This is a genomic window from Microcystis sp. LE19-10.1B, assembly GCF_027530565.1.
Classification (GTDB): domain Bacteria; phylum Cyanobacteriota; class Cyanobacteriia; order Cyanobacteriales; family Microcystaceae; genus Microcystis; species Microcystis aeruginosa.
This window is the reverse complement of record NZ_JAPZQM010000625.1, coordinates 1-22,104: the sequence shown is the minus strand read 5'-3', so window position 1 is coordinate 22,104 and position 22,104 is coordinate 1. Positions and strand designations below refer to the sequence as shown.

General features: G+C 42.6%; 18 protein-coding genes and 1 pseudogene. 8 read left to right on the top strand and 11 right to left on the bottom strand.

Annotation, left to right across the window (positions count from 1 at the left end; genetic code table 11):
- The 5 genes and pseudogenes from O9332_RS22580 to O9332_RS22560 form a co-directional block, all read right to left on the bottom strand.
- A pseudogene (locus O9332_RS22580) lies at positions 1-94 on the bottom strand (Uma2 family endonuclease); the annotation flags it as partial.
- A 718-nt stretch (positions 95-812) separates the two neighbouring features.
- On the bottom strand, positions 813-2,501 hold the full coding sequence (locus tag O9332_RS22575; RefSeq protein WP_288027528.1) for a SulP family inorganic anion transporter: 1,689 nt from the start codon (positions 2,499-2,501) through the stop codon (positions 813-815).
- A 348-nt stretch (positions 2,502-2,849) separates the two neighbouring features.
- Positions 2,850-3,533, bottom strand: a complete 684-nt coding sequence (locus O9332_RS22570; protein ID WP_002759998.1) for a Mo-dependent nitrogenase C-terminal domain-containing protein — start codon at positions 3,531-3,533, stop codon at positions 2,850-2,852.
- Positions 3,534-3,773: 240 nt separating this feature from the next.
- A complete protein-coding gene (locus O9332_RS22565) occupies positions 3,774-5,159 on the bottom strand; it encodes a UDP-glucose dehydrogenase family protein (RefSeq protein ID WP_002759997.1) in 1,386 nt (461 codons plus the stop codon).
- Positions 5,160-5,204: 45 nt separating this feature from the next.
- The gene (locus O9332_RS22560) at positions 5,205-6,131 is read right to left on the bottom strand and encodes a UDP-glucuronic acid decarboxylase family protein (RefSeq protein WP_002759994.1); all 927 of its coding nucleotides are present in this window, start codon (positions 6,129-6,131) and stop codon (positions 5,205-5,207) included.
- Between the two features lie 190 nt (positions 6,132-6,321).
- Between O9332_RS22560 and polA the strand changes: the two genes are divergently transcribed.
- The 3 genes from polA to O9332_RS22545 are packed head-to-tail and all read left to right on the top strand — an operon-like array spanning position 6,322 to position 9,727.
- Complete coding sequence (polA, locus tag O9332_RS22555) at positions 6,322-9,192, top strand: DNA polymerase I (RefSeq protein ID WP_002759993.1); 2,871 nt, start codon at positions 6,322-6,324, stop codon at positions 9,190-9,192.
- Between the two features lie 4 nt (positions 9,193-9,196).
- Positions 9,197-9,442, top strand: coding sequence for an NDH complex assembly factor CRR9 (locus O9332_RS22550; protein ID WP_002746191.1), 246 nt, complete (start codon positions 9,197-9,199; stop codon positions 9,440-9,442).
- A 36-nt stretch (positions 9,443-9,478) separates the two neighbouring features.
- A complete protein-coding gene (locus O9332_RS22545) occupies positions 9,479-9,727 on the top strand; it encodes a heavy-metal-associated domain-containing protein (RefSeq protein ID WP_002759990.1) in 249 nt (82 codons plus the stop codon).
- A gap of 177 nt (positions 9,728-9,904) precedes the next feature.
- Here O9332_RS22545 and O9332_RS22540 read toward each other — a convergent pair whose 3' ends face one another.
- Positions 9,905-10,276: an endonuclease domain-containing protein gene (locus tag O9332_RS22540; protein WP_002759989.1), complete on the bottom strand. Its 372-nt coding sequence runs from the start codon at positions 10,274-10,276 to the stop codon at positions 9,905-9,907.
- A gap of 65 nt (positions 10,277-10,341) precedes the next feature.
- Between O9332_RS22540 and O9332_RS22535 the strand changes: the two genes are divergently transcribed.
- Positions 10,342-10,476, top strand: coding sequence for a hypothetical protein (locus O9332_RS22535; protein ID WP_288027527.1), 135 nt, complete (start codon positions 10,342-10,344; stop codon positions 10,474-10,476).
- A 73-nt stretch (positions 10,477-10,549) separates the two neighbouring features.
- Here O9332_RS22535 and O9332_RS22530 read toward each other — a convergent pair whose 3' ends face one another.
- Both O9332_RS22530 and O9332_RS22525 read right to left on the bottom strand, forming a co-directional pair.
- Entirely contained in the window at positions 10,550-10,840 is a 291-nt protein-coding gene (locus O9332_RS22530; protein ID WP_002759988.1) for a nucleotidyltransferase family protein, read from the bottom strand.
- A gap of 23 nt (positions 10,841-10,863) precedes the next feature.
- The gene (locus tag O9332_RS22525; protein ID WP_288027513.1) at positions 10,864-14,409 is read right to left on the bottom strand and encodes an N-6 DNA methylase; all 3,546 of its coding nucleotides are present in this window, start codon (positions 14,407-14,409) and stop codon (positions 10,864-10,866) included.
- Positions 14,410-14,847: 438 nt separating this feature from the next.
- Between O9332_RS22525 and petC the strand changes: the two genes are divergently transcribed.
- The 4 genes from petC to O9332_RS22505 all read left to right on the top strand — a co-directional run bounded on the left by petC (position 14,848) and on the right by O9332_RS22505 (position 19,592).
- Positions 14,848-15,387, top strand: a complete 540-nt coding sequence (gene petC / locus O9332_RS22520; protein WP_002737937.1) for a cytochrome b6-f complex iron-sulfur subunit — start codon at positions 14,848-14,850, stop codon at positions 15,385-15,387.
- A 43-nt stretch (positions 15,388-15,430) separates the two neighbouring features.
- Entirely contained in the window at positions 15,431-16,417 is a 987-nt protein-coding gene (gene petA / locus O9332_RS22515; protein ID WP_002759982.1) for a cytochrome f, read from the top strand.
- Positions 16,418-16,550: 133 nt separating this feature from the next.
- Positions 16,551-17,612, top strand: a complete 1,062-nt coding sequence (locus O9332_RS22510) for a mannose-1-phosphate guanylyltransferase (RefSeq protein ID WP_002759981.1) — start codon at positions 16,551-16,553, stop codon at positions 17,610-17,612.
- Positions 17,613-17,942: 330 nt separating this feature from the next.
- Positions 17,943-19,592 carry an ABC1 kinase family protein gene (locus O9332_RS22505; RefSeq protein WP_002759976.1) on the top strand — a complete coding sequence of 550 codons (1,650 nt, stop codon included), beginning with the start codon at positions 17,943-17,945 and terminating at the stop codon, positions 19,590-19,592.
- 12 nt (positions 19,593-19,604) lie between these two features.
- Here the strand turns inward: O9332_RS22505 and O9332_RS22500 are convergent, their stop codons facing one another.
- The 3 genes from O9332_RS22500 to glnA form a co-directional block, all read right to left on the bottom strand.
- Positions 19,605-20,012, bottom strand: a complete 408-nt coding sequence (locus tag O9332_RS22500) for a hypothetical protein (protein WP_012265197.1) — start codon at positions 20,010-20,012, stop codon at positions 19,605-19,607.
- 181 nt (positions 20,013-20,193) lie between these two features.
- Positions 20,194-20,325: a hypothetical protein gene (locus tag O9332_RS22495; RefSeq protein ID WP_288027510.1), complete on the bottom strand. Its 132-nt coding sequence runs from the start codon at positions 20,323-20,325 to the stop codon at positions 20,194-20,196.
- Positions 20,326-20,362: 37 nt separating this feature from the next.
- Complete coding sequence (glnA, locus tag O9332_RS22490; protein ID WP_012265198.1) at positions 20,363-21,784, bottom strand: type I glutamate--ammonia ligase; 1,422 nt, start codon at positions 21,782-21,784, stop codon at positions 20,363-20,365.
- Between the last annotated feature and the right edge of the window lie 320 nt (positions 21,785-22,104).

Below are 22,104 nucleotides of genomic sequence, written 5' to 3'. Positions count from 1 at the left end.
GTTGCAGGTGTAAATCACTTTCCAAGGGTGGTTCATCACTCCATAAATCCGTGGGGGGACAGGTGACTTCTGGTAAAATGTCGAGAGTTGTCATAGTTTTTCCCCTGGCTGGGACATTGATCTAATTATAACAGCTATGAGTCATACTAAATCCGTTGAGTATAGGCTACTTATAAGGACAGGCAAAAGGCAAAAGGGTGAATAAATAATCTGTTTTTAATAACCAGATTTAGTAGTAAGCTAAACGGCGCTTAACCTGCATGATCCAATAGCTATAACCCTTTTGGAGTCTATATCGGTGATCCGAAGTAAAAGCCGTTTAGCTTAGTAGGGTGCGCCATTCGATAGCGTAACGCACCAAATAAATTAATGATAGATAGATAGGTGCGTTACGACGGATTGTTAGATTCAAGTTTAAGCAAAGATTGTCGCCGTCTAACGCACCCTACATTCTACTTTTTTAAAATCAAAAAGTGGCGGCCTTTGGAGGGATCGGGGGGGAGAATTAGGCACTTTTTCCCTGAAACTTAGGTAATTGACCACTTGAAAATGGGTAAAACCCCACACCCCCCTACCCCCACGAAAAACTTTTTGCCGCAAACCCTAAATAGGTTAGGGAAGTGACTTTCAGTTAATGATGCTAAAAATGAACAATAATCTAAAATTAAGCCGACAATGACTAAATGCAACCGACGGAAGCCCAACTTAGACAACTCTATCACCTAATTTCAATAAAGTCCGAAAACTATGCACGGGTAGGTTCTTTATGGGAGGGGAGGTCGGCGATGACCTTCTCGACCCCTAACTATCAGTTAACGATTTTTAAAAGCTTCGATCGCCGCCGGCAAAGTATAGTAAATTCTCTCTTGGCTAATTTTATCTAACAAGCGAGAGCGTTGCAATTCTAAGTACAGATCGTGTTTAACCCTCGCTAGGGCGAAAACTATACCCTGTCTTGATAATTCCCTTGCTAATTCCTCGATAATCTCCACGGCTGTACTATCCAACTCCCCGAGTGCCTCTGTATTCAAGACAAACCATTCTACCGGTTTTGTCTCCCGGGCAATGGCGCTGAGGGCGCGACGTTTAAAGTCGGCCGCATTAGCAAAAAATAAGGGGGCATCGTAACGATAGATAACTAACCCCGGTATTGTTTGCGCTTCTGGCCAATCCTGGAGCGCGTGTAAACCCATCACCCCCGGAACCGTACCCAAGACCGCATCATCGGGCCGGGTAATGCGGGCCAATAAATCGATAACCGAGAGACCGATGGCAATGGCAACCCCGCTTAAAATCCCCGTGGTTAGCACCCCCACCATGGTCAGGACAGCGAGATTAAACTCACTATTGCGAAAGCTTTTTAGTCGTTTAGCGCCGGCAATATCCACCAGTTTACAGGCCGCATAAATCACCAGCGCACCCAAGGCGGCCTTGGGAAAGAGTACCAGTAGCGGACCGAGCAAGAAAATGACCGCCACCACCACCACTGCCACCACCAGGGAGTAAAGCTGACTTTTACTGCCCACGGAATCGCCCACTGCGGTGCGACTGGCGCTGCTGCTGATGGGAAATCCCTGACAAAAACCCGCCGCCAGATTCCCCAGTCCTAGGGCTAAAAATTCTTGATTGGCATCGATTTCTTGGTTATGGTGTCTGGCGAAGGCTCTGGCGGTCAAGACGTTATCGGAATAGCCCACCAGGGCAATGCCGACGGCCGCGGTTCCTAGGGGTAGTAATTGGGAAAAATCTAGGGTTGGTAAGCCAAAATTAGGCAAAGTATTGCTAATTTTCCCCACTACTGCCACCCCCTCTTGATCGAGATGGAGGGTGGCGACGGCGAGGGTTCCCAGTAAAACCGCCAGCAAGGGTCCCGGTGCTTTGGGAAAATATTTTTGGATGACAAATAGAAATAGTAGCAGCAGTAGAGCGAGGCTAAGGGTTGGCCAGTGCCATTGGTTTATTCCCCAGAAAAAAGCGAAAATTTCTTTAAAAACCGTATTTTCACCGATTGACAAACCACTAATTTTACCCAGTTGTCCCGCAATCATGATCACCGCCACTCCCGCCATATAACCGATTAGGATCGGTTTGGAGAGTAAATTAGCTAAAAATCCTAAGCGGGCGATATAACCAACTAAACAGATTAAACCGACCATTAGGGCTAAAAAAGCCGCTAAACTGCCGTAATTTTCTCCTTGAAGGCTCACCATCGGTGCGATTGCTGCCGCCGTCATCACTGCCGTGGTCGATTCTGGTCCGAGGGATAGTTGCGATGAGGAGCCGAAAAGGGCGTAAACTAGGGCGGCTGGCACGAGAGTCCACAATCCCACCACGGGATCGACCCCGGCCAGGTCGCCGTAAGCCATACACTGGGGAATAGCGTAGGCTGCCACGGTGACACCGGCGAGGATATCTTTGCCCAGCCACTGCCATTGATAGGAGCGCAGGTTTTTTAGCCCGGGTAAATCAGGAAAATCGACTCGTCGGGAGTTTTTACTCATATTTTCTCTGTCAACGGCGACTTAACCTAATTTTAACGGAAGAATTAGCTAGGGTCTGCTGAAAAAGTTTGTTGGTGGGGGCAGGGTGTGGGGTGTGGGGTGTGGGGTGTAGGGTTTTACCGATTTTGAGGTAGTCAGTTACCTAATTTTCGGGGAAAAAGTCCCAGAATTTTACCCCCGATCACTCCAATGGTCAGCACTTTTTGAGGGGAAAAAAGTCTAAAAGCCTTATCCAACAAGGTTTTTAGATTTATTCAGCCAGCCCTGGCTAGGAAAAGCCCTTAGGTTGAGATATTTTCTGTCAGCAGGATATTTATACCATGTTAGCCGCAATTTTAATTAAATTGGCTAAATATACTCGGAAATATCCTCTTGACAATCATCGGCTAAGTATGATAGGGCGCGGAAGCGTAAACCGACTAATTGCTCGTAGAGAGGATTTAACTTGCACAGGGGCGGAATATGGACTAATTTATGACCAAACAGCACGATATCGCGTTCAAAAGGACATTGAGGCGGAACCATTTTGCAGATAAACCGGGCCAAGCGCGGATCGTGCATTTCTACCCCATCTAACCAATCTTTGAGGGGATGAAGCAGATCTGGGTGGGGATGTTCGGCGCTGATAAACTCGGATTTATTCGCTTCTGTGGTAATTTCGGGAATTTCACAGATAGTATGTTCTAAAGCTGACAGGGCCTCGATTTCTAACCCGAAAGCATCCCGATAACTATGCAGTAATGCCGCTTCTGCGGGGGAATAAATGCCATCGGCGATCGCTACCATGACCGCCGTGCGGAGGAAGTTTTCTGATATTTTGGGGTCATGACCGAAACTTGCGGCCAATTCTTCAGGACTAATCGATTGATAGAGAACGTGGTCGTCATCTAATTCTAATTCGTGAGCGAAACGGGCGATCGATTCCTGTTCGCTGGTGCTATAATCCCCATCACACCAGGCAATTGTCAGTAATCCCCGTAACCAGTCCCTAACTTGTTCGTTAGTGTAGCGGTATTGAACAGAGCTAACCATAGGTATTGCTAAAACTGATTTCTAGTTTCTCAATTTAATTCTACCCATCGCCCCCGGATTCTAGTGGCCCCCGTTCACATCATGTAACCATTGCAACTATCCTTATGGTCAGCTAGGAAGTTTTCGTTTTTCATCTGGCATAATCGGGCAATTTTCGCCCCTAGGAGCAGGGGTAAGGGTTGGTGCTTTTTGCTCCTTCCCCACCCGCGTTAGTCCTGCTGAAAAGGCGGATTTCTGGGATTAACGTCCGATCCCGAGGTAACGGAAACCGGCTGCTGTCACCACAGCAGGATCGAGGAAATTGCGACCATCAATCAACACGGGTTCGCGCATGGTTTTAGCCATTTTGCCGTAGTCAAGACGGAGGAATTCTTGCCATTCCGTCACCACCACCAAAGCGTCACAACCATCAGCCAATCTTTCCGGATCCGATTCGATAATCACACCGCTTAGACCGTGACTTAAACCACTTTGGGAAACGATCGGATCATAGGCTTTTACCTTAGCACCTAAACGATTTAACTGTTCAATCATGGTTAAAGCCGGAGCATCGCGCATATCATCGGTATCGGGTTTAAAAGTTAATCCCAACAAACCGACGGTTTTACCCTTGAGGATTTTTAATTCCTGTTGCAGTTTTTCGATCGCGATTGTCCGTTGACGTTTGTTAACATTGATAGCGGCGTTGAGTAATTCCGTTTCGTAACCGTAGTCTTCTGCGGTATGCACCAAAGCTGACACATCTTTGGGGAAACAGGAACCCCCCCAACCGATCCCGGCCGAGAGGAATTTGCTGCCGATACGGGAATCTAAACCGATACCTTTAGCCACTTGGGTGACATCGGCTCCCACGCGATCGCAGATGTTAGCTACTTCGTTAATAAAGCTAATTTTGGTGGCTAGGAAGGCATTAGCGGCGTATTTAATCATTTCCGCCGAACTGAGATCCGTAACGACTACGGGAACGGGAGGCAAGGAGGTATCCTCAGCGAATTGGCGTTTAACCAAAGGCGCGTACAATTCCTTCATCATTTCGATGGCTTTCGGGTTATTACTGCCTAAAACAATGCGATCGGGGTTAAAAGTATCATAAACCGCTGAACCTTCCCGTAAAAATTCGGGATTACTGACCACATCGAATTCCGCTTCAATGCGTTCTAGTGTACTAATACCGCCACCAGCGGCCACGAGATTTTTTTGTCTCTCGGCCACTCCATCGAGGACGATCATCCGTACCCAATCCCCGGAACCGATGGGAACGGTAGATTTATTGACGATTACTTTATAACCACCGTTGAGATGGGCCCCAATACCCCGGGCCACCGCTTCCACATAACGGGTGTCACTTTCTCCAGTGGGTAGTGCTGGTGTACCAACAGCGATAAAGAGGATTTCGCCGTGTTTAACTCCCGCTTCTAGATCCGCGGAGAATTCCAGATTGCCGGAGGCTGCCGAAGACTGCATTAATTCCGATAACCCCGGTTCATAGATGGGGGATTGTCCCGATTTCATCAATTTGACTTTTTCTTCATTGTTGTCAATACAGATAACATGATGGCCGATATGTGCTAGGCAAACCCCAGTGACTAAACCCACATAACCCGTTCCGATAACACAAACACGCATGATAATCACTCCAGTGACAATTAGGTTAAATTTATTGATTAGGGATTAGCTTAGACGAGAACGGAAATCCTCGATCGTCATTTTTAAACCCTGACTTAGAGGAATAGTTGGACTCCAATCCAGATAAGTTTTAGCACGAGTGATATCCGGTTGTCGTTGCTTGGGATCATCTTCCGGCAGTGGTTGATAGACCAATTCCGCCTCGGGATTAATCATGCCTTGGATCACTTGTGCTAATTCCAGAATTGTGTATTCGTCGGGATTGCCTAAATTAACCGGTCCGATAAAATCCCCATTCATCAAACGCATTAACCCTTCCACCAAGTCAGAAACATAGCAAAAACTGCGGGTTTGGGAACCTTGACCATAAACCGTTAGGGGTTGACCGCGCAAAGCTTGTACGACGAAATTACTCACCACTCGACCATCGTTTTCCAGCATTCGCGGGCCGTAGGTGTTGAAAATCCGGGCCACCCGGATATCGACTTTATGCTCCCGATAATACTCAAAAGCCAGGGTTTCCGCTACCCGTTTACCCTCGTCATAACAGGAACGCGGTCCGATGCAGTTGACATTACCTCGATATTCTTCCGTTTGCGGATGCACATCGGGATCGCCATAGACTTCTGAGGTAGAAGCGAGCAAAAATCGCGCTTTTACCCTTTTAGCTAGGCCTAGCATATACATAGTCCCTAAAACATTGGTTTTAATCGTTTTTACGGGGTTATATTGATAGTGAATTGGGGAAGCGGGACAGGCCAGGTGATAAATCTGATCGACTTCTAGACGGATCGGCTCGGTGATATCGTGACGAATTAGCTCAAAATAAGGATTTCCTAGCCATTTAACGATATTTCTGCGCGTCCCTGTGTAGAAGTTATCCAGACAGATCACTTCATGACCCTGTTCCATCAAGCGATCGATTAGATGGGAACCGATAAAACCTGCACCACCCGTAACTAGGATTCTCATGTAATCGCAAAGTAAACATATAAAATTATTCTTAAAATACCCTTACGCTGGTTTTTTGGCAAATATTTTTTTTGACGGGGTGTTGAGTATCAGTGATCAGTGATCAGCGATCGCCGATTCAAGGCTAAGGGCTGAATAATGGCTCGGTAATCCTTAAAATGGAAATAACACGCAAATTTGAGGCTAGATTATGAACAGTGGCGAGCAAAATAAGCTATTTATCCTGATTGATGGGCATTCTTTGGCTTTTCGTGCCTATTATGCCTTTGCTAAGTCTCGTTCTGGTCCTCTGCGTACTTCTAGCGGCATTCCCACCAGTGTTTGTTTTGGGTTTTTAAACTCTCTGATGCAGTTACTAGAAACTCAAAAACCCACTTATTTAGCGGTCGCTTTTGATTTAGCCGCTCCTTCTTTTCGCCATGAAGCTGATGTCAATTATAAGGCGAATCGGCAAGAGACTCCCGAAGAATTTCGCCCCGATTTAACTAATCTCCAAAGTCTCTTGGCAGCGATGAATATTCCTATTGTGACTTCTCCGGGTTATGAAGCAGATGATGTTTTAGGAACTTTGGCAAAACAGGCCGGCGATAATGGTTATACAGTCAAGATTTTAACAGGCGATCGAGATTTATTCCAATTGGTAGATGAGGAGAAAAAAACCACGGTTCTCTATCTGGATATTAATGCGGTCAAAAGTACATCGGGACAGGGTTATACAGAATTTAATTCCCAAGCTGTCACGGAAAAGTTAGGGGTGACACCAAAACAGGTAGTAGATTTTAAAGCTCTTTGCGGTGATAAGTCTGATAATATACCCGGGGTGCGCGGAATTGGCGAAAAAACAGCGATAGATTTATTAAAAAAATACGATAACTTAGAGGATATATATACCAATCTGGAATCGATCAAGGGAATGGTAAAAACTAAATTATTAGAGGGAAAACCCGCCGCCGAAAGTTCTCGCTATTTGGCCAAAATTGCCCTTGATGCCCCCGTTAGCCTCGAAGAGGAGAAATTTCGCCTCCGAGGTTTTGATCGGCGTTTAGTTAAAGCTTTATTGGAAAGATTGGAGTTAAAGAAAATTCTCCAGAAACTCGATCAAATTCAACAGTATCTAGGTGGCACTCCTACCCTAGAATTAACTAGCGATGCTGATTCTAATCAATTGTCTCTGTTTGATTTACCCCCTATTTCTCCACCGGTTCTAATTGCTCCGGAAATTATTGATACTCTTCCTAAGTTAGATGCTTTACTGGCAAAATTAACAACTTTCACTAATCCACATTTTCCTGTCGCTTGGGATACCGAAACCACGGATTTAAATCCTCGTGTAGCCAAATTGGTCGGGATCGGTTGCTGTTGGGGAAAAGAATTAAATGCTATGGCCTATATTCCTATCGGCCACCAGAGCGGTGATAATTTAAATCTAGAGATAGTCCTCGAAAAATTACGCCCAATTTTAGCGGGTGATAATTATCCGAAAGTCTTCCAGAATGCGAAATTTGATATTGATGTTTTTTATCATCAAGGAATTACCGTTAAAGGTCTAGTTTTTGATACTATGGTGGCTAGTTATGTCCTCCATCCCGAACTAACTCATAATCTCGAAGATTTATGCGATCGCTATTTGGACGGTATCACTTCCCTTAGTTATAAAAGTCTCGGTATTCCTGGGGGAAAAACCATCGCTGATTTAGATATCTCCACCACTGCCAACTACTGTGGATTAGATGCCTACGCTACCTATTTACTTCGAGAAAAATTACAGGCAGAATTAACTAAAATTCCCTCTTTATATCAATTATTCTCAGAAGTAGAATCTCCCCTCGTCATGGTGCTGTGGCAGATGGAAAATTATGGTATAAAAATTAATGTCAATTATCTAAAAAACTTGTCCCAGCAACTAGAAAGAGACTTAGCAGACATAGAAAAAAAAGCCTATGAATCTATCGGAGAAACTTTTAATCTTAGCTCTCCTAAACAGTTAAGTGAAATCCTCTTCGATCGATTGGCACTCAATCGCAAAAAATCCAGAAAAACTAAAACAGGTTACTCTACCGATCAAAGTGTTTTAGAGAAACTACAAGGAGATCATCCCTTAGTTGATTATATCCTTGAACATCGCACCTTATCCAAATTAAAATCCACCTATGTGGATGCTTTACCGAAATTAGCCGAACCAAAAACCGCAAGAGTACATACAGATTTTAATCAAACCATCACCAGCACCGGACGCTTATCATCCTCCAATCCTAACCTGCAAAATATACCCATTCGCAGTGAATTTTCCAGACGAATTCGTCAAGCTTTTATTCCCGAAGATGGTTACTTATTAGTATCAGCGGACTACTCACAAATCGAGTTAAGAATTCTCGCTCATCTCAGCCAAGAACCAGTTTTATTAGAAGCGTATCGTAGTAATCAAGATGTTCATAAAGTCACCGCTCAATTGCTCTTTGATAAAGGGGAAATTACCCCAGAAGAACGCAGTTTAGGAAAAACAATTAACTTCGGGGTTATTTATGGCATGGGAGCGCAAAAATTCGCCCGTGAATCGAAATTAACCGTAGAACAGGGCAGAAAATTTATTGAAAAATATCATCAACGTTATGCCCAAGTATTTGAGTATTTAGAGAATAGCAAAAAACAAGCGATCGCTCAGGGATATGTGGAAACAATTTTGGGCAGAAGACGTTATTTTAACTTCGATAATCCCCTCTTAAAAAGACTGCGGGGACTGTCCTTACACGACATCGATTTAGATAGCCTCAAACTCAACAACGAGGAAGCACAATTATTAAGATCGGCTGCTAATGCCCCCATTCAGGGTTCCAGTGCTGATATTATTAAAGTAGCGATGGTAAAATTGGCTGAGGTACTGCAAAATTATCGAGCGAGATTACTGCTGCAAGTCCATGATGAATTAGTCTTGGAAGTACCGAGGGAAGAATGGCCATCCCTAGAGTCAAAAATCAAGACTACTATGGAAGAAGCTGTCTCCTTGACGATCCCTCTCTTGGTAGAAATTAAAGCTGGTGACAATTGGATGGAAACCAAATAAAACTATGATCGAAAACAGACAATTTTTAACCCCAGAAGAATCCGCAGATGTGGACGCTGCCCTCTTAACTTCTCCCGAAAAATTCCTGACTCGTTTAACGATTTCTTCCCTACGCTTACTAAAAATAATCGCCGAAGATACGGGAGTAACCCTAGAAGAACTAACCCATAAACAGGTCATTCAATGGCTAGAAAAAGATAGTCAACTGCGTCGGGAACAGGGGATCGAAGCGGCAGTGCTGAAATGGTAAATAAACTCTTAAAAAATCAGCTACCCCTGACAATTTATGCTAGTTTTTAGCTATAAAGTTACTGGAGTTACAACAATGACAATTACCCTAAAAGTGCCTAGTATTGCCTGTGAAGGTTGCGCTAATACCATTACTAAAGCGATTAATAATCAGCAACCAGCAGCCCAAATATCGGTGGATGTAGCCAATAAAATCGTCACGGTAGAAACCACCGCATCCCCCGCAGAAATTGCCCAATGGATCAGCGAAGTCGGCCATACTGTTGAGTCTAGCAGTGAGGGTTGACATCCTCTCCCGTTAAAAATATACCTCTGGTAAAAATCAAGGGTAGTTCTATTTTTGTGTTCATCAGATTAGTTTTACTCCCAAGCTTTCTAGTTGTTGGTTTATCCAAGCGGTTGCCGTTTCTTCATCGGTTTCTATCGCTTAGGCGTTAAATTTTCCCCCCTTTTTAAGGGGGGATTAAGGGGGGATCGAAAGATTTAGCTGCTCACAAACCGCCTCAAAATTTCTTAATACCTGCGAATTCGTGAATCTAATAACTTTTAATCCATAGCTTTCTAATCGCGCAGTTCTCTCTTTATCATAGGCTTTTCCCTCATCCGTAAAGTGAGTATCTCCATCAATTTCAATCACAAGTTTGAGGCTAGGGCAATAAAAATCAACAATGAAATGATCAATGGGGCGTTGTCTTAGGACTTTGAATTTGAAATTTTTTAGATAGGAATACCACAGCTTTTTCTCTGCTAAGGTCATGTTCTTTCGCAGTTCTTTCGCTCTGGCTACTAGGGCAGTATTATAAGGTAGATGAAAGTCGCTGTTGTTTAGGTTCATTGATCCCCCCTACCCCCCTTAAAAAGGTTCATTGATCCCCCCTACCCCCCTTAAAAAGGGGGGAAATGTCTAAGGATTCTAGTTGTTGGTTTATCCAAGCGGTTGCCGTTTCTTCATCGGTTTCTATCGCTTTTTCTACTCCTATTTTAGCAATTTCTAATAGTTCTTTGGATTTTGCTTTTAAAGCACTCTTAGAGTAAGGGTGCGATCGCTTTCAAAAGTTCTGTTAATTTATTTTTCCATCAGTATAGCGCAAAATACGTCTGATAGCATTTACAATGAGGCATATATAATCTGTGCTGATTCTAAAATGTTTTTACATCTTAGCCAGTTATCACTCCGTTTGAGTGCTGCTTTCACAATTAAATCTACTTTTCGGTTGAAAATTGCTTGCAGTTCATCTCGCATTTGTAGGGTTTCGGTTAAACCTCGTTTAGCAGTTGGGAAAAAGGTAATTAAAATATCAATATCGCTATCTGAACGGAAATCTTCGCGTAAAACTGAACCAAATAATGCCAACTCGGTGACTTGCCACTTTTGACAAAATCCTTTAATTTGTTCCATTGGTAGATTTATTTTTGTGTTCATCAGATTAGGTTTACTCCCAAGCTTTCTAGTTGTTGGTTTATCCAAGCGGTTGCCGTTTCTTCGTCGGTTTCTATTGCTTTTTCTACTCCTATTTTAGCAATTTCTAAGAGTTGTTTGGATTTTGCTTTAATATCAAAGCTATCTTGTACTTTTTTGCTGATTTCTCCTTGAAGATTATAATCTAATATAGGAATTCTAAGGTCAGATACTTCATTCAAGTTTAGATTGGTTTGCAAACCCTGACGAGCATACTTGGAAACGTATATTTTGCCTATTTCAGAGTTAAAAAAGACAATTAAATAGAGTCTTTTAACTTGAGCTTCGTCAAACCTTAAAATAGAAACAGCTTGATTAATATTGGCTTCAAAATCATGATCAAAAATAGCACATCTTCCTACCGTACCAGCGATTGAAAAAAGTACATCATTTTTCTTGACTTTTGTTTTTTTCAAGGTGAGATCATGAACATATCTTTTAATAAAAATAAAGTTATTTGTGTCAACTTCTCCATCTTTGAGATCAACTGCTCTTATAAAAGGAATGCCATCATCTTCATCTGTATAATCATCACCACCCGCTTTAGGAGTTGCACCACTAGAAACAGGGTAATTAATTAAATCACGAATTTTTATCAATTTGAAATCCTTAAAATAATTATCAATTTCATCATATTTCGGTTGATAATACTCAGCATCCAAGCGTCCAGAAGACAAAAAAGACTCAGAAAAACTTTTAACTGCGATGCTTTCTTCGGTGGGTTGCCAATCTTTTAAACCAAGTTCTGTTAATAGTAAATCTTCAGCTTGTTGGTAGATTATTTTACTTTTTTTCACTTCTATAGATGATTGATTGACTAACCGTTCTATTATTTTCTGAAAGTAATCAGACAGAACGGGAAAAAGAATATTTTTTAAGTAGTAAGGTGCTACTTCAGGCTGTACGCCTCCATACATCCCCTTGTTAATTTGCTCTTTTCCATAAATAGTATTTAGAAAAACTGCTAGAAATGACTGGTTAATTATTTTGTTTCTTAAGATCAAAACGTGAGATGATGCAATCGCTTGTATTTCCTCATTAAAAATTAAAGTATCTCCAAAATTTGCACCAGTTCTTGTGATCAGAATATCATTTTTTTTTATTTCATTCTTAGATAATTTTTCCGCATCTTCTAGAGATATATATACCTGATTCGATAAATCGACTCTTAACGGACGTAAGTTTTGAGTTCTAAAAAACAAGACTCCTGATAAATCATCTTCTACATACTCTCGCTTAATTTCTGTTGGATGAATAATTATAGGTTGTGTTTCACTCAGTCTCATAGATTGGGGTAATTCATTAATTTTGTCCTCAATCTGAAAGTATTTTCTTTTAAAAAACTCACTATCAAATCGAAAATTAATATTATGCTCAAGTACCTGAATAAATGAAATTTCTGTTGCTTCCAACCTATCCATTAACTGCTGATATTTAACCGCATCAAAAGCTCCCCCCCTGTCCCCCTTATTAAGGGGGGTGGCGTTAGCCGGGGGGATCTCAAAAAAACTTAAATTCTCCTTTTTAGCAAACTCAATAAAAGCCTCAGCGATACCATCTTCCGTTAATCCATCATGATTAAAAAGATCATGATCCACAATCCAATGATTATGTTTATCTAAGAGAAAATCCCCCGAATCATCAGACCCTTTAACATAAACTTTTTCTCCAGAATTATCCTTGCCTGACTTCTGCATCGTCGCAAAAAAGATATTATAATCATCCTGACGAGGACAAAGTGCGCCTATTTTGGGATCATCATTCCATTTTTGCACCAATAACACCGAGGTTTTTGTTCCTGTATGGGGTTTAAAAGTATTACCATGTAATCCCACCACTGCCAAAATTCGACATCTTTCGGCAATAAAATCCCGAATATTCTTATCAGAAGAATTATTAAAGCGTCCTTGGGGTAAAACTATCGCCATTCTTCCCCCCGGTTTCAAAAAGTCTAGATTGCGCTCAATAAATAAAATATCGCGTCCTACCTTAGTTTCCCATTTACCGTTAGGCTTTTTTGCTAAGTCATAACGAGCAATCATGCGCGTTTCTTTGATATCACCCGCAAAAGGTGGATTTGCCATCAAAATATCGAATTGAAACTCCCTATAGTCTGGACTTCCCTTTGGACGCAGTTTTTTCAAGCGTCTGAAACCTTCATGATAAACATCATCCCATTCTTCCTGTTGCGTCACCTCATCCCATAATTCATAATCTAGAGTGTTTAAATGTAGTACGTTTGTTTGTCCATCTCCAGCAATCAGATTGAGGGTTCGTGCTACCCTTACCGCTTTTTCATCAAAATCAATAGCAAACACCTTTTCTTCCACATATTCCTTACAACGGGGTGGCTTTTCTTCCAATGAAAATAAATGACTTACTTCTAATCCCTCATCCTCTAGAATCTGCCGCCAAACATGAAAGATTGTATGTACTGGAAACCCCGAGGAACCGGCTGCAGTATCAATCATATATTCATCTTCTTGGGGGTTAAGCATCTTCACACACATATCAATCACATAACGAGGGGTGAAAAACTGTCCTTTTTCCCCTTTACTGCTTTGATTGATTAAATACTCAAATGCTTCATCAATTACATCCAAATTGGAGTTAAATAGCTTCACATTTTCTAAGGATGACACACAAACCGATAAGTGAGAAGGTGTGAGACTAATCTTGGCATCCTCACTAAATACCCCTGGCCATTTTTTCTTAGCTTTGTCAAAAAGATCCTGAATTTTTGTTTTTAATGCGCTTTCTGTTTGTCCTGTATTACGAAACTCCAGAGAACGAGTAGAACGTCGATTCCCCTGTCCAGAATACCATTCATCATAGAGCTTGGCAAAAATCAGTTTAAATAATTCCTCAAAGACATCTACCCCCGCATTTGCTAATACCTCATCTTCCATTTCTTCGATTAGCGTTTTCAGAGATTTATTTTCTTTGACTAACTTATCATTGGCGATTAAATCATCTAAAGTGAACTTAATCTGGAGAATATCTGCTAGGGTTTGATTAGAGTTAGGGATATCTGGAATATCTTCAAAATAATTGGGATCTTTGCGTTGATAATAGGAAATCTGATCGCCATTCGTCCAGACAGCCATCGGCGAACCTGTGCCGTTACAATAGGAACGTAGTTGTGCTTTTCCTTCCTTGAGTTTGGGTTTTTTTACCTCTACCAAAATATAAACTGTGTTCAGGCGATCTTTGTCCATCACCGCAATATCTGCTCGTTTTACCTCTCTGCCAAAATTCACCCCATACTCCACCTGAATGCGACTGAGAGGATAATGTAAGCGATCGCTTAAAACCCTTAAATATAATTGTCTAATCGCTTCTTCTGGGGTAAGTTTAATCTCTTTTTTCCGTACTAAGCAAATTGTATAGGGAGCTTCCCCATTTTTCGTCTTTTTAAGCGTAATTGCCTGCTCTAATTGCTCAATTTCCGTCGGTGTAAACTGGGACAACTTATAACTTGAGTCTTTGAGAATATCAGCTAATTTCATGGGTTAAAGATGATAGAGATAAATAAAAATTTTTATACCAAGCATTGAAAGTAATCCCAGCCTTGACAAATTGAGTTAAGTAATCTATTTATGCAAGACTTTTCCCTGTACCAGCCAGTAGGCATGACTTGAAATCATTGTATTCTTGGCTACTAACTTAAGTTAAAGGTATATGGGGACTTAACTTTTCTATTGGATCAAATTTTTTAAGATTCTTTCGATGTTCGCGGTTTCTCATCTCGGCAAAAGCGATCAAACAGCGATCGCATTTGACGCAGCTTTGCCGTGGCAATTGTCCGTGACTCAATATCTGTAATAATCTAATAAAGCCCTTGTAAACCTTCTTTAAGCTCTGGGTTTTCGTCTTGATCGAGATGCACAAAATCGCCCTTAGATGAGAATTAGTTTACAAAAATTTACATTTGGAGATAAGGAGCAATGAGTCAAGTTTCCGGTACAGATGTTCCCGATTTGGGTCGTCGTCAATTTATGAACCTGTTGACCTTTGGTACAATTACCGGAGTAGCAGCGGGGGCTTTGTATCCGATTGTTAAGTATTTTATTCCCCCCTCGGCCGGTGGTACGGGTGGCGGTGTCACCGCTAAAGATGCCCTCGGTAATGATGTGATTGTCAGTCAATTTCTGGGAAGCCATAACCCTGGCGATCGCACCTTAGCCCAAGGCTTAAAAGGCGACCCCACCTATTTAGTCGTCCAAGAGGACAAAACCCTGGCCAACTACGGAATTAACGCCGTCTGCACCCACTTAGGTTGTGTGGTGCCTTGGAATGCCAGCGAAGAAAAATTCATGTGTCCTTGCCACGGTTCCCAGTACAATGCCGAAGGAAAAGTAGTTCGCGGTCCAGCGCCTCTATCCTTAGCCCTCGCCCATGCCAACGTCACCGATAATGATAAAGTCGTCTTCTCCACTTGGACGGAAACCGACTTCCGCACCGGCGAAGAACCCTGGTGGTCCTAGATTATTCAATGTGACGAGATTTGGAATTATTCAACCGATAGAGATGAGAACATTCAACTTTTTAAGCTTCCCGCAAGTCCACAGACAGGCCCTAGTGAAAGCCGTCCTCGTGGCGATCGCTACCGTTTCCCTACTCCTAACCAGCGATGTCATTAACCCCCAATCTGCCCAAGCATATCCTTTTTGGGCGCAACAAACCGCCCCGGAAACCCCCAGAGAGGCCACAGGTCGGATTGTCTGCGCGAACTGCCATTTAGCCCAAAAACCCGCCGAAATTGAAATCCCCCACTCGGTATTACCCGATAGCGTCTTTGAAGCAGTGGTAAAAATCCCCTACGATCCCGCCAGTCAACAGGTGTTAGGAGACGGATCGAAGGGGGGTTTAAACGTCGGTGCAGTCTTAATGCTACCGGATGGTTTTAAAATCGCGCCCCCCGATCGCATTCCCGAAGAAATGCAGGAAAAACTCGGTGGAGTCTATTTCCAATCCTACAAAGAAGGTCAAGATAACGTGGTTATCGTCGGCCCCTTACCCGGTGATCAATACAAAGAAATCGTTTTCCCCGTCCTGGCCCCCGATCCTAGCCAAAATAAAGGTATTCACTTCGGTAAATATGCTGTGCATTTAGGGGCCAATCGTGGTCGCGGTCAAGTGTACCCCACCGGTGAACCCAGCAATAATAACGCCTTCAAAGCTTCTACCGCAGGTACAATTAGCCAGATCAGCAAAACCGAAGCCGGTGGTTATGAAGTCACCATCACTTCTGAAGCTGGCCCCGTGGTGGAAAATATTCCCGCAGGTCCTGAGTTAATCGTCTCGGAAGGTCAAGTGATCGAAGTGGGACAATTTTTAACCAGTAACCCCAATGTTGGCGGTTTTGGTCAAAAAGAGACGGAAGTTGTCCTACAAAATCCCGGCCGGATCAAAGGATTAGTTTTATTCCTCGGTGGTATTATGCTCTGCCAAATCCTCTTAGTTATTAAGAAAAAACAAGTGGAAACAGTACAAGCGGCCGAAATGAATTTCTAATCGTAATATTTCGGTTATTTTTGCTAGAAAGCGGGTTATTTGCCCGCTTTTTAGCTTTGAGTCAGGAAAACGCTCACCCCTCGCTGCCGTCTGATACAATCGGTTCAGCTTAACCGATAAGTGTCAATTTTTTATGAATCAGTCGCTTGTTCCAGTCATTCTCGCCGGGGGTAAAGGGGAACGTTTTTGGCCCCTCAGTCGTCTAGCGCGTCCGAAACAGTTTCTCTGTCTTGATGGTAGTGGTCGCAGTCTTTTACAAGCAACGGCCGATCGTCTATTATCTTTAGGGGCAGGTTGGGAAAATCTCTGGGTAATTACCGCTAGTGCGATCGCTGATGGTGTCCGCGAACAACTGCCCGATTTACCGGAGAGTAACCTATTAGTGGAACCGGTGGGCAAGGATACGGCCCCGGCTGTGACTTGGGCGACTTTAGAAGTGATAAAACGTTATGGTAAGGAAGTGGCGATCGGTTTTTTTCCTGCCGATCATTATATTGGTAATCAAGAGGCTTATATTAACACTTTAAAAGCGGCCGTAGAAGTGGCCGTCAGCCAAAAAGCGATCGTTACTTTAGGAATTAAACCCGATTATCCCTCCACCGGTTACGGTTATATTGAACAGGGAGAAAATCAGGGCGAATTTAATGGTTTACCCGTCTATAAAGTGAGTCGTTTTACGGAAAAACCTGATCGCACCACGGCCGAAAAATTCCTAGAAACGGGACTTTTTAGCTGGAATAGCGGAATGTTTATCTTTCAGGGACAAGTGGTTTTAGAGGAGCTAAAAACCCACGCTAATAATATTTTACAACCTCTGATCGATCGGGGCATCGCTGCCTATGAGGATTTAGAGAAAAAAAGTATCGATTATGCTTTGATGGAAAAAACCCAACTCGCTTACGTTTTACCCGCTAATTTCGGTTGGGATGATCTGGGAGATTGGAATTCTCTGGAAAGATTACTAGAAGCAAAGGGCAAAAATATTGAACTGGCCAATCATGTCGGTTTGGATACGGAGGGGGCTATTATCTATGCTAGTGATGAGGAAGAAGTGATCGTTACTATTGGTTTAAAAGATCTGGTAATTGTTCGCGACGGTAAAGCAACTCTCGTTGTCCACAAAGATCGTACCCAAGATATTAAACAAGTTCTCAAGCAATTACAAACCGATCCCAAATTAAAGAAATTGTTATAGGATCGATATTAGTTACCAGCTTTTTCAGTAATCAGTAAACAGTAATCAGTGAAAAGACAGTAGGAAACCTCTATTTAAGTAAGTAGTTATAATTAAATTGAAGATAGATTTTGTCTCTGATCCCCCCTGCTCCCCTTGATAAGGGGGGTGTCGATCCCCCCTTAGTCCCCCCTTGATAAGGGGGGTATTTGATAATTTTTAACGCCTACCTACTTAATACTGCTCACTTAAAACTCAAATCTGATCACTGATAACTTCCCCACTGATAACTGATAACTGATAACTTCCCCACTGATAACTGATCACTGATAACTGATAACTGATAATACCGTGTTCTCACTCCCCCAAACCAGTCAAAGACAAAAAGAAATCCTTGAGATAGTTCTCGGCAACGGTTGGGACTATATGCGCGGGGTTTTAACCCTAGGAAAAGCAGAAAATCCCCAGATTCCCACCCCAGAAGTTCTCAAAAAAATCCTCGTGGAATTGGGTCCTTTTTATGTCAAATTGGGACAGTTACTTAGTACCCGTCCCGATCTGCTACCTGCTAATTATATCGAGGCTTTAACTGCCCTACAAGCGCAAGTTCCTCCCGTTGCTTGGACGGATATAGAAATAGTCATCACCGAACAGTTAGCCAAACCGATCGAAGAGGTATTTAAGTATATTAATCCCCAACCGATTGCCGCAGGATCAATCGGGCAAATTCATCGGGCAACTTTATTATCTGGGGAGGAAGTAGCGATTAAAGTCTTGCGTCCTGGAATCGAAAAAATTGTTGCCCAAGATAGTGCCTTAATTAAGGTAATTGCTGATTTAGTTGCCCTCACAGAATTTGGTCAAAGTTACGACGTTGTTGACTTAGCAGAGGAGTTTATTAAAGCAGTCAATGCGGAATTAGATTTTACCCAAGAAGGTCATTATACTGACCAATTACGCTATAATTTAACCCAGAGTCGGTGGTCAGAACCCAAACAGTTAGTTATTCCTAAAATTTATTGGCACTTAACTAATTCCAGGCTATTAGTGTTAGAATGGTTAGAAGGAAAACAAATTTTAGAGGCCGATGTTTCTAGACCAGCAACTGAGCAAGCAATTTCCCAAAGAAAAACCGAAATAACTCGGATTTTGTTTCGGTCATTTTTTCAACAAATTTATATTGATGGCTTCTTTCATGCCGATCCCCATCCGGGTAATATTTTCTATCTTGATGATGGTAGAGTGGCTTTAATTGACTGTGGCATGGTGGGCAGATTAGACCCACAAACTCAACAAATTTTAACAGAATTGTTATTGGCAATTGTTGACTTAGATGCCAAAAGATGCAGTCAACTAACTATTAAACTATCCGAGTCAGTCGTGCCGATTACTTTAGTACAATTAGAGGTGGATTATGAGCGGATGTTGCGAAAATATTATAACCTCAATTTAAATCAAATTAACTTTAGTGAGGTGGTTTATGAACTTTTGCAAATTGCCCGTCGCAATAGAATTAAACTTCCGGGTAATTTAGGTTTATTTGCCAAAAGTCTCGCTAATCTAGAAGGAACTGCCCGAAAATTTAATCCTGATATTAATATCCTAGAAGAAGTCAAACCGCTATTAACTAATATTCTTGAACAACAGTTAATCGGTAGCACTCCCCTACAAACTGCCCTAAGAACAGTTTTAGACTTGAAATCTTTTTCCCTGAAATCTCCCCGTCAAATCGAAGTTTTACTAGATGGTTTAACCTCGGAAACTTTAAATGTTAATCTGAAAATTCGCGACTTAGATAATCTCCGTCGCAGTTTAGATAATTCCGCCAATCGACTAGCTTTTAGTGTGATTATTGGTTCCTTAATTATCGGGGCTGCTATTGTTACGGCCAGCACCCAATCTCGGCAATTAACTATTATTAGTACCGTATTATTTGCTACAGCTAGTTTTATCGGTTTATGGTTAGTTGTCGGTATCCTGCGATCAGGAAGATTGCGCTAGAAATTATCGCCATTAAATTAAGATTTGTTGTTGTAAAAATTTCGCCCACCGACTGGCTAATTCAACTTCAGTAAAGGGAATTCTTTCAGGCGATCGCTCTTTAAAAATAAATTCTAGGCAAGGGGAACCTTGGGGGGGAAGAGCATCTAAATCCACCACTTGATTATTAACTAACAGACGGATTTCTTTGACCTCCTCTAGGGAAAAAGTTTGTAAATTTATGACTCCCTTACGAGTTGGCTTTCCCCAAGTGATAATTTTATCTTTTTGACCTAAGACAGAATATATATCATACTTAGCTCGCTCGAAGTTTTCCGCCCATGATCGATAGATTTCCACTTTTTGGTATTCATTCCAACCACTCCAAGCCAACCAAATAAATAGAATTAATAAAGGTGTCCACAATAACCCGCGTTCCATAAACTATCGCCCCAAAATTCTGGTCAATTAATCCTATTTTATGCTAAGTGGGTGGGTGGAATTAAATATAAGATGAACGTAGGTTGGGTTGAAGCATGAAACCCAACGCCCGATTATGTTACGCTACCGCTAACCCATCCTACAAATAATTGTGCCTCCCTACTTAATTGGCAGCAAGGGATTATACTAGGGTTTGCGGCAAAAAGTGTTTCCTGGGGGTTGGGGTGTGGGGAAGGAAACCTCTTTCATCTGCGGTGGTGAAAATTTTTTCATCGGGACTGACTTGCTGATTCGGAAAAAAAAGGGCAGACAAAAGCCTCCCCTAGTATTAATGATTGGTCAATCAAACCTTAGACATCGTAGTAGAGAGAGAACTCGTAGGGGTGAGGACGTAAGCGCATCGGGTTAACTTCGTTATCGAGCTTGTAGGTGATCCAGTTGTGGATAAAGTCTTCGGTAAAGACACCAGAATCGGTCAAGAAAGCGTGATCTTTTTCGAGACTTTCCAGAGCTGCTTCTAAAGAACCGGGGGTAGAGGGTATTTTTGACAATTCTTCGGGACTGAGTTCGTAGATATCCACATCGAGAGGTTCCCCCGGTTCAATTTGATTTTTAATCCCATCGATACCGGCACAGAGCATAGCTGCAAAAGCGAGGTAGGGGTTAGAAGTCGCGTCAGGACAGCGGAATTCTAAACGTTTGGCTTTCGGGTTGCTTCCCGATAAAGGAATCCGAATCGAAGCGGAGCGATTACCTTGGGAGTAAGCCAGGTTTACAGGGGCCTCAAAACCGGGGACGAGACGCTTGTAAGAGTTGGTGGTGGGGTTAGTTAAAGCTAAGAGTGCGGGAGCGTGTCTAAGCAAACCACCGATGTAGTGCAGTGCCATTTGGCTAAGTCCGGCGTATTTATCCCCAGCGAACAGGGGTTGACCATCTTTCCAGATAGACTGGTGAACGTGCATCCCGGAACCATTATCACCAAAGATGGGTTTAGGCATAAAGGTGACGGTTTTACCGTATTTCTTGGCCACGTTCTTGATGCAGTATTTATAGGTCATCAAGTAGTCGGCAGCCCGTACTAGGGTAGAGAATTTAATCCCTAACTCGTTTTGACCACCAGTAGCGACTTCATGGTGATGTTTTTCGATGGGAACTCCGCAGTCGGCCATGGTTAAGAGCATTTCCGTGCGAATGTCTTGAGAGGTATCGGTGGGACTAACGGGAAAATAACCCTGTTTGTAGGCGGGTTTATAGGCAAGATTTCCGTCTTTTTCGTCTTTACCGCTATTCCAACGACCTTCGACACTATCCATGTAGTAATAGCCCGAGTTGGCGGTTTGGTCGAAACGAGCGCTATCAAAGAGGAAAAATTCCGCTTCCGGTCCAAAATATACGGTATCACCTAAACCGGTAGTGCTAAGATAATCGATCGCTTTCTGAGCAATAGAGCGAGGATCGCGGCTATACCATTCACCGGTTCTCGGTTCTTTGATGCTACAGATCATGCTTAGGGTAGGTTCTTTGTAGAAGGGATCGATCCAAGCAGTGGTGGGATCGGGAACCATGGCCATATCGGATTCGTTAATTGCTTTCCAACCGCGAATACTGGAACCATCGAAGGCAACACCATCGCTGAAAGAGCTTTCATCGATTTGATCGTAGTAGAACGAGCAATGTTGCCAGATACCTGGCATATCAATAAATTTCAGGTCGATAATCTTAATATTGTTGTCCTGAATCATTTTCAAGACTTCTTGTGGCGTTTCGGGCATGGAAAACTCCTTTGACGTATGAATCGGTTCTTAAGCTTCTCAAAAAATCCATCCTAAACAGTCACTTTGACCAGTTTTGTATTTTTCGATACAAAATCTTTGATCCTAGCTTGAAAAAATCTGTAATTTCCTTGTTCAGGTCGGTAATTGCTCCGAATGGCGATTTGCCCATCAGCTTCTACTGCCCCTTGCCCTACTTAGGGTTTGCGGCAAAACGTTTTTCGTGGGGGTTGGGTGTGGGGTGTGGGGTGTGGGGTGTGGGGTTTTACCCATTTTCAGGTGGTCAATTACCTAATTTTCAGGGAAAAAGTCCAGGGATT

Bases quoted from the DNA above. Each gene is read 5' to 3' on its own strand.
- O9332_RS22575 (WP_288027528.1), bottom strand. From the start codon at position 2,501: ATGAGTAAAAACTCCCGACGAGTCGATTTTCCTGATTTACCCGGGCTA.
- O9332_RS22570 (WP_002759998.1), bottom strand. From the start codon at position 3,533: ATGGTTAGCTCTGTTCAATACCGCTACACTAACGAACAAGTTAGGGAC.
- O9332_RS22565 (WP_002759997.1), bottom strand. From the start codon at position 5,159: ATGCGTGTTTGTGTTATCGGAACGGGTTATGTGGGTTTAGTCACTGGG.
- O9332_RS22560 (WP_002759994.1), bottom strand. From the start codon at position 6,131: ATGAGAATCCTAGTTACGGGTGGTGCAGGTTTTATCGGTTCCCATCTA.
- polA (WP_002759993.1), top strand. From the start codon at position 6,322: ATGAACAGTGGCGAGCAAAATAAGCTATTTATCCTGATTGATGGGCAT.
- O9332_RS22550 (WP_002746191.1), top strand. From the start codon at position 9,197: ATGATCGAAAACAGACAATTTTTAACCCCAGAAGAATCCGCAGATGTG.
- O9332_RS22545 (WP_002759990.1), top strand. From the start codon at position 9,479: ATGCTAGTTTTTAGCTATAAAGTTACTGGAGTTACAACAATGACAATT.
- O9332_RS22540 (WP_002759989.1), bottom strand. From the start codon at position 10,276: ATGAACCTAAACAACAGCGACTTTCATCTACCTTATAATACTGCCCTA.
- O9332_RS22535 (WP_288027527.1), top strand. From the start codon at position 10,342: ATGTCTAAGGATTCTAGTTGTTGGTTTATCCAAGCGGTTGCCGTTTCT.
- O9332_RS22530 (WP_002759988.1), bottom strand. From the start codon at position 10,840: ATGGAACAAATTAAAGGATTTTGTCAAAAGTGGCAAGTCACCGAGTTG.
- O9332_RS22525 (WP_288027513.1), bottom strand. From the start codon at position 14,409: ATGAAATTAGCTGATATTCTCAAAGACTCAAGTTATAAGTTGTCCCAG.
- petC (WP_002737937.1), top strand. From the start codon at position 14,848: ATGAGTCAAGTTTCCGGTACAGATGTTCCCGATTTGGGTCGTCGTCAA.
- petA (WP_002759982.1), top strand. From the start codon at position 15,431: ATGAGAACATTCAACTTTTTAAGCTTCCCGCAAGTCCACAGACAGGCC.
- O9332_RS22510 (WP_002759981.1), top strand. From the start codon at position 16,551: ATGAATCAGTCGCTTGTTCCAGTCATTCTCGCCGGGGGTAAAGGGGAA.
- O9332_RS22500 (WP_012265197.1), bottom strand. From the start codon at position 20,012: ATGGAACGCGGGTTATTGTGGACACCTTTATTAATTCTATTTATTTGG.
- glnA (WP_012265198.1), bottom strand. From the start codon at position 21,784: ATGCCCGAAACGCCACAAGAAGTCTTGAAAATGATTCAGGACAACAAT.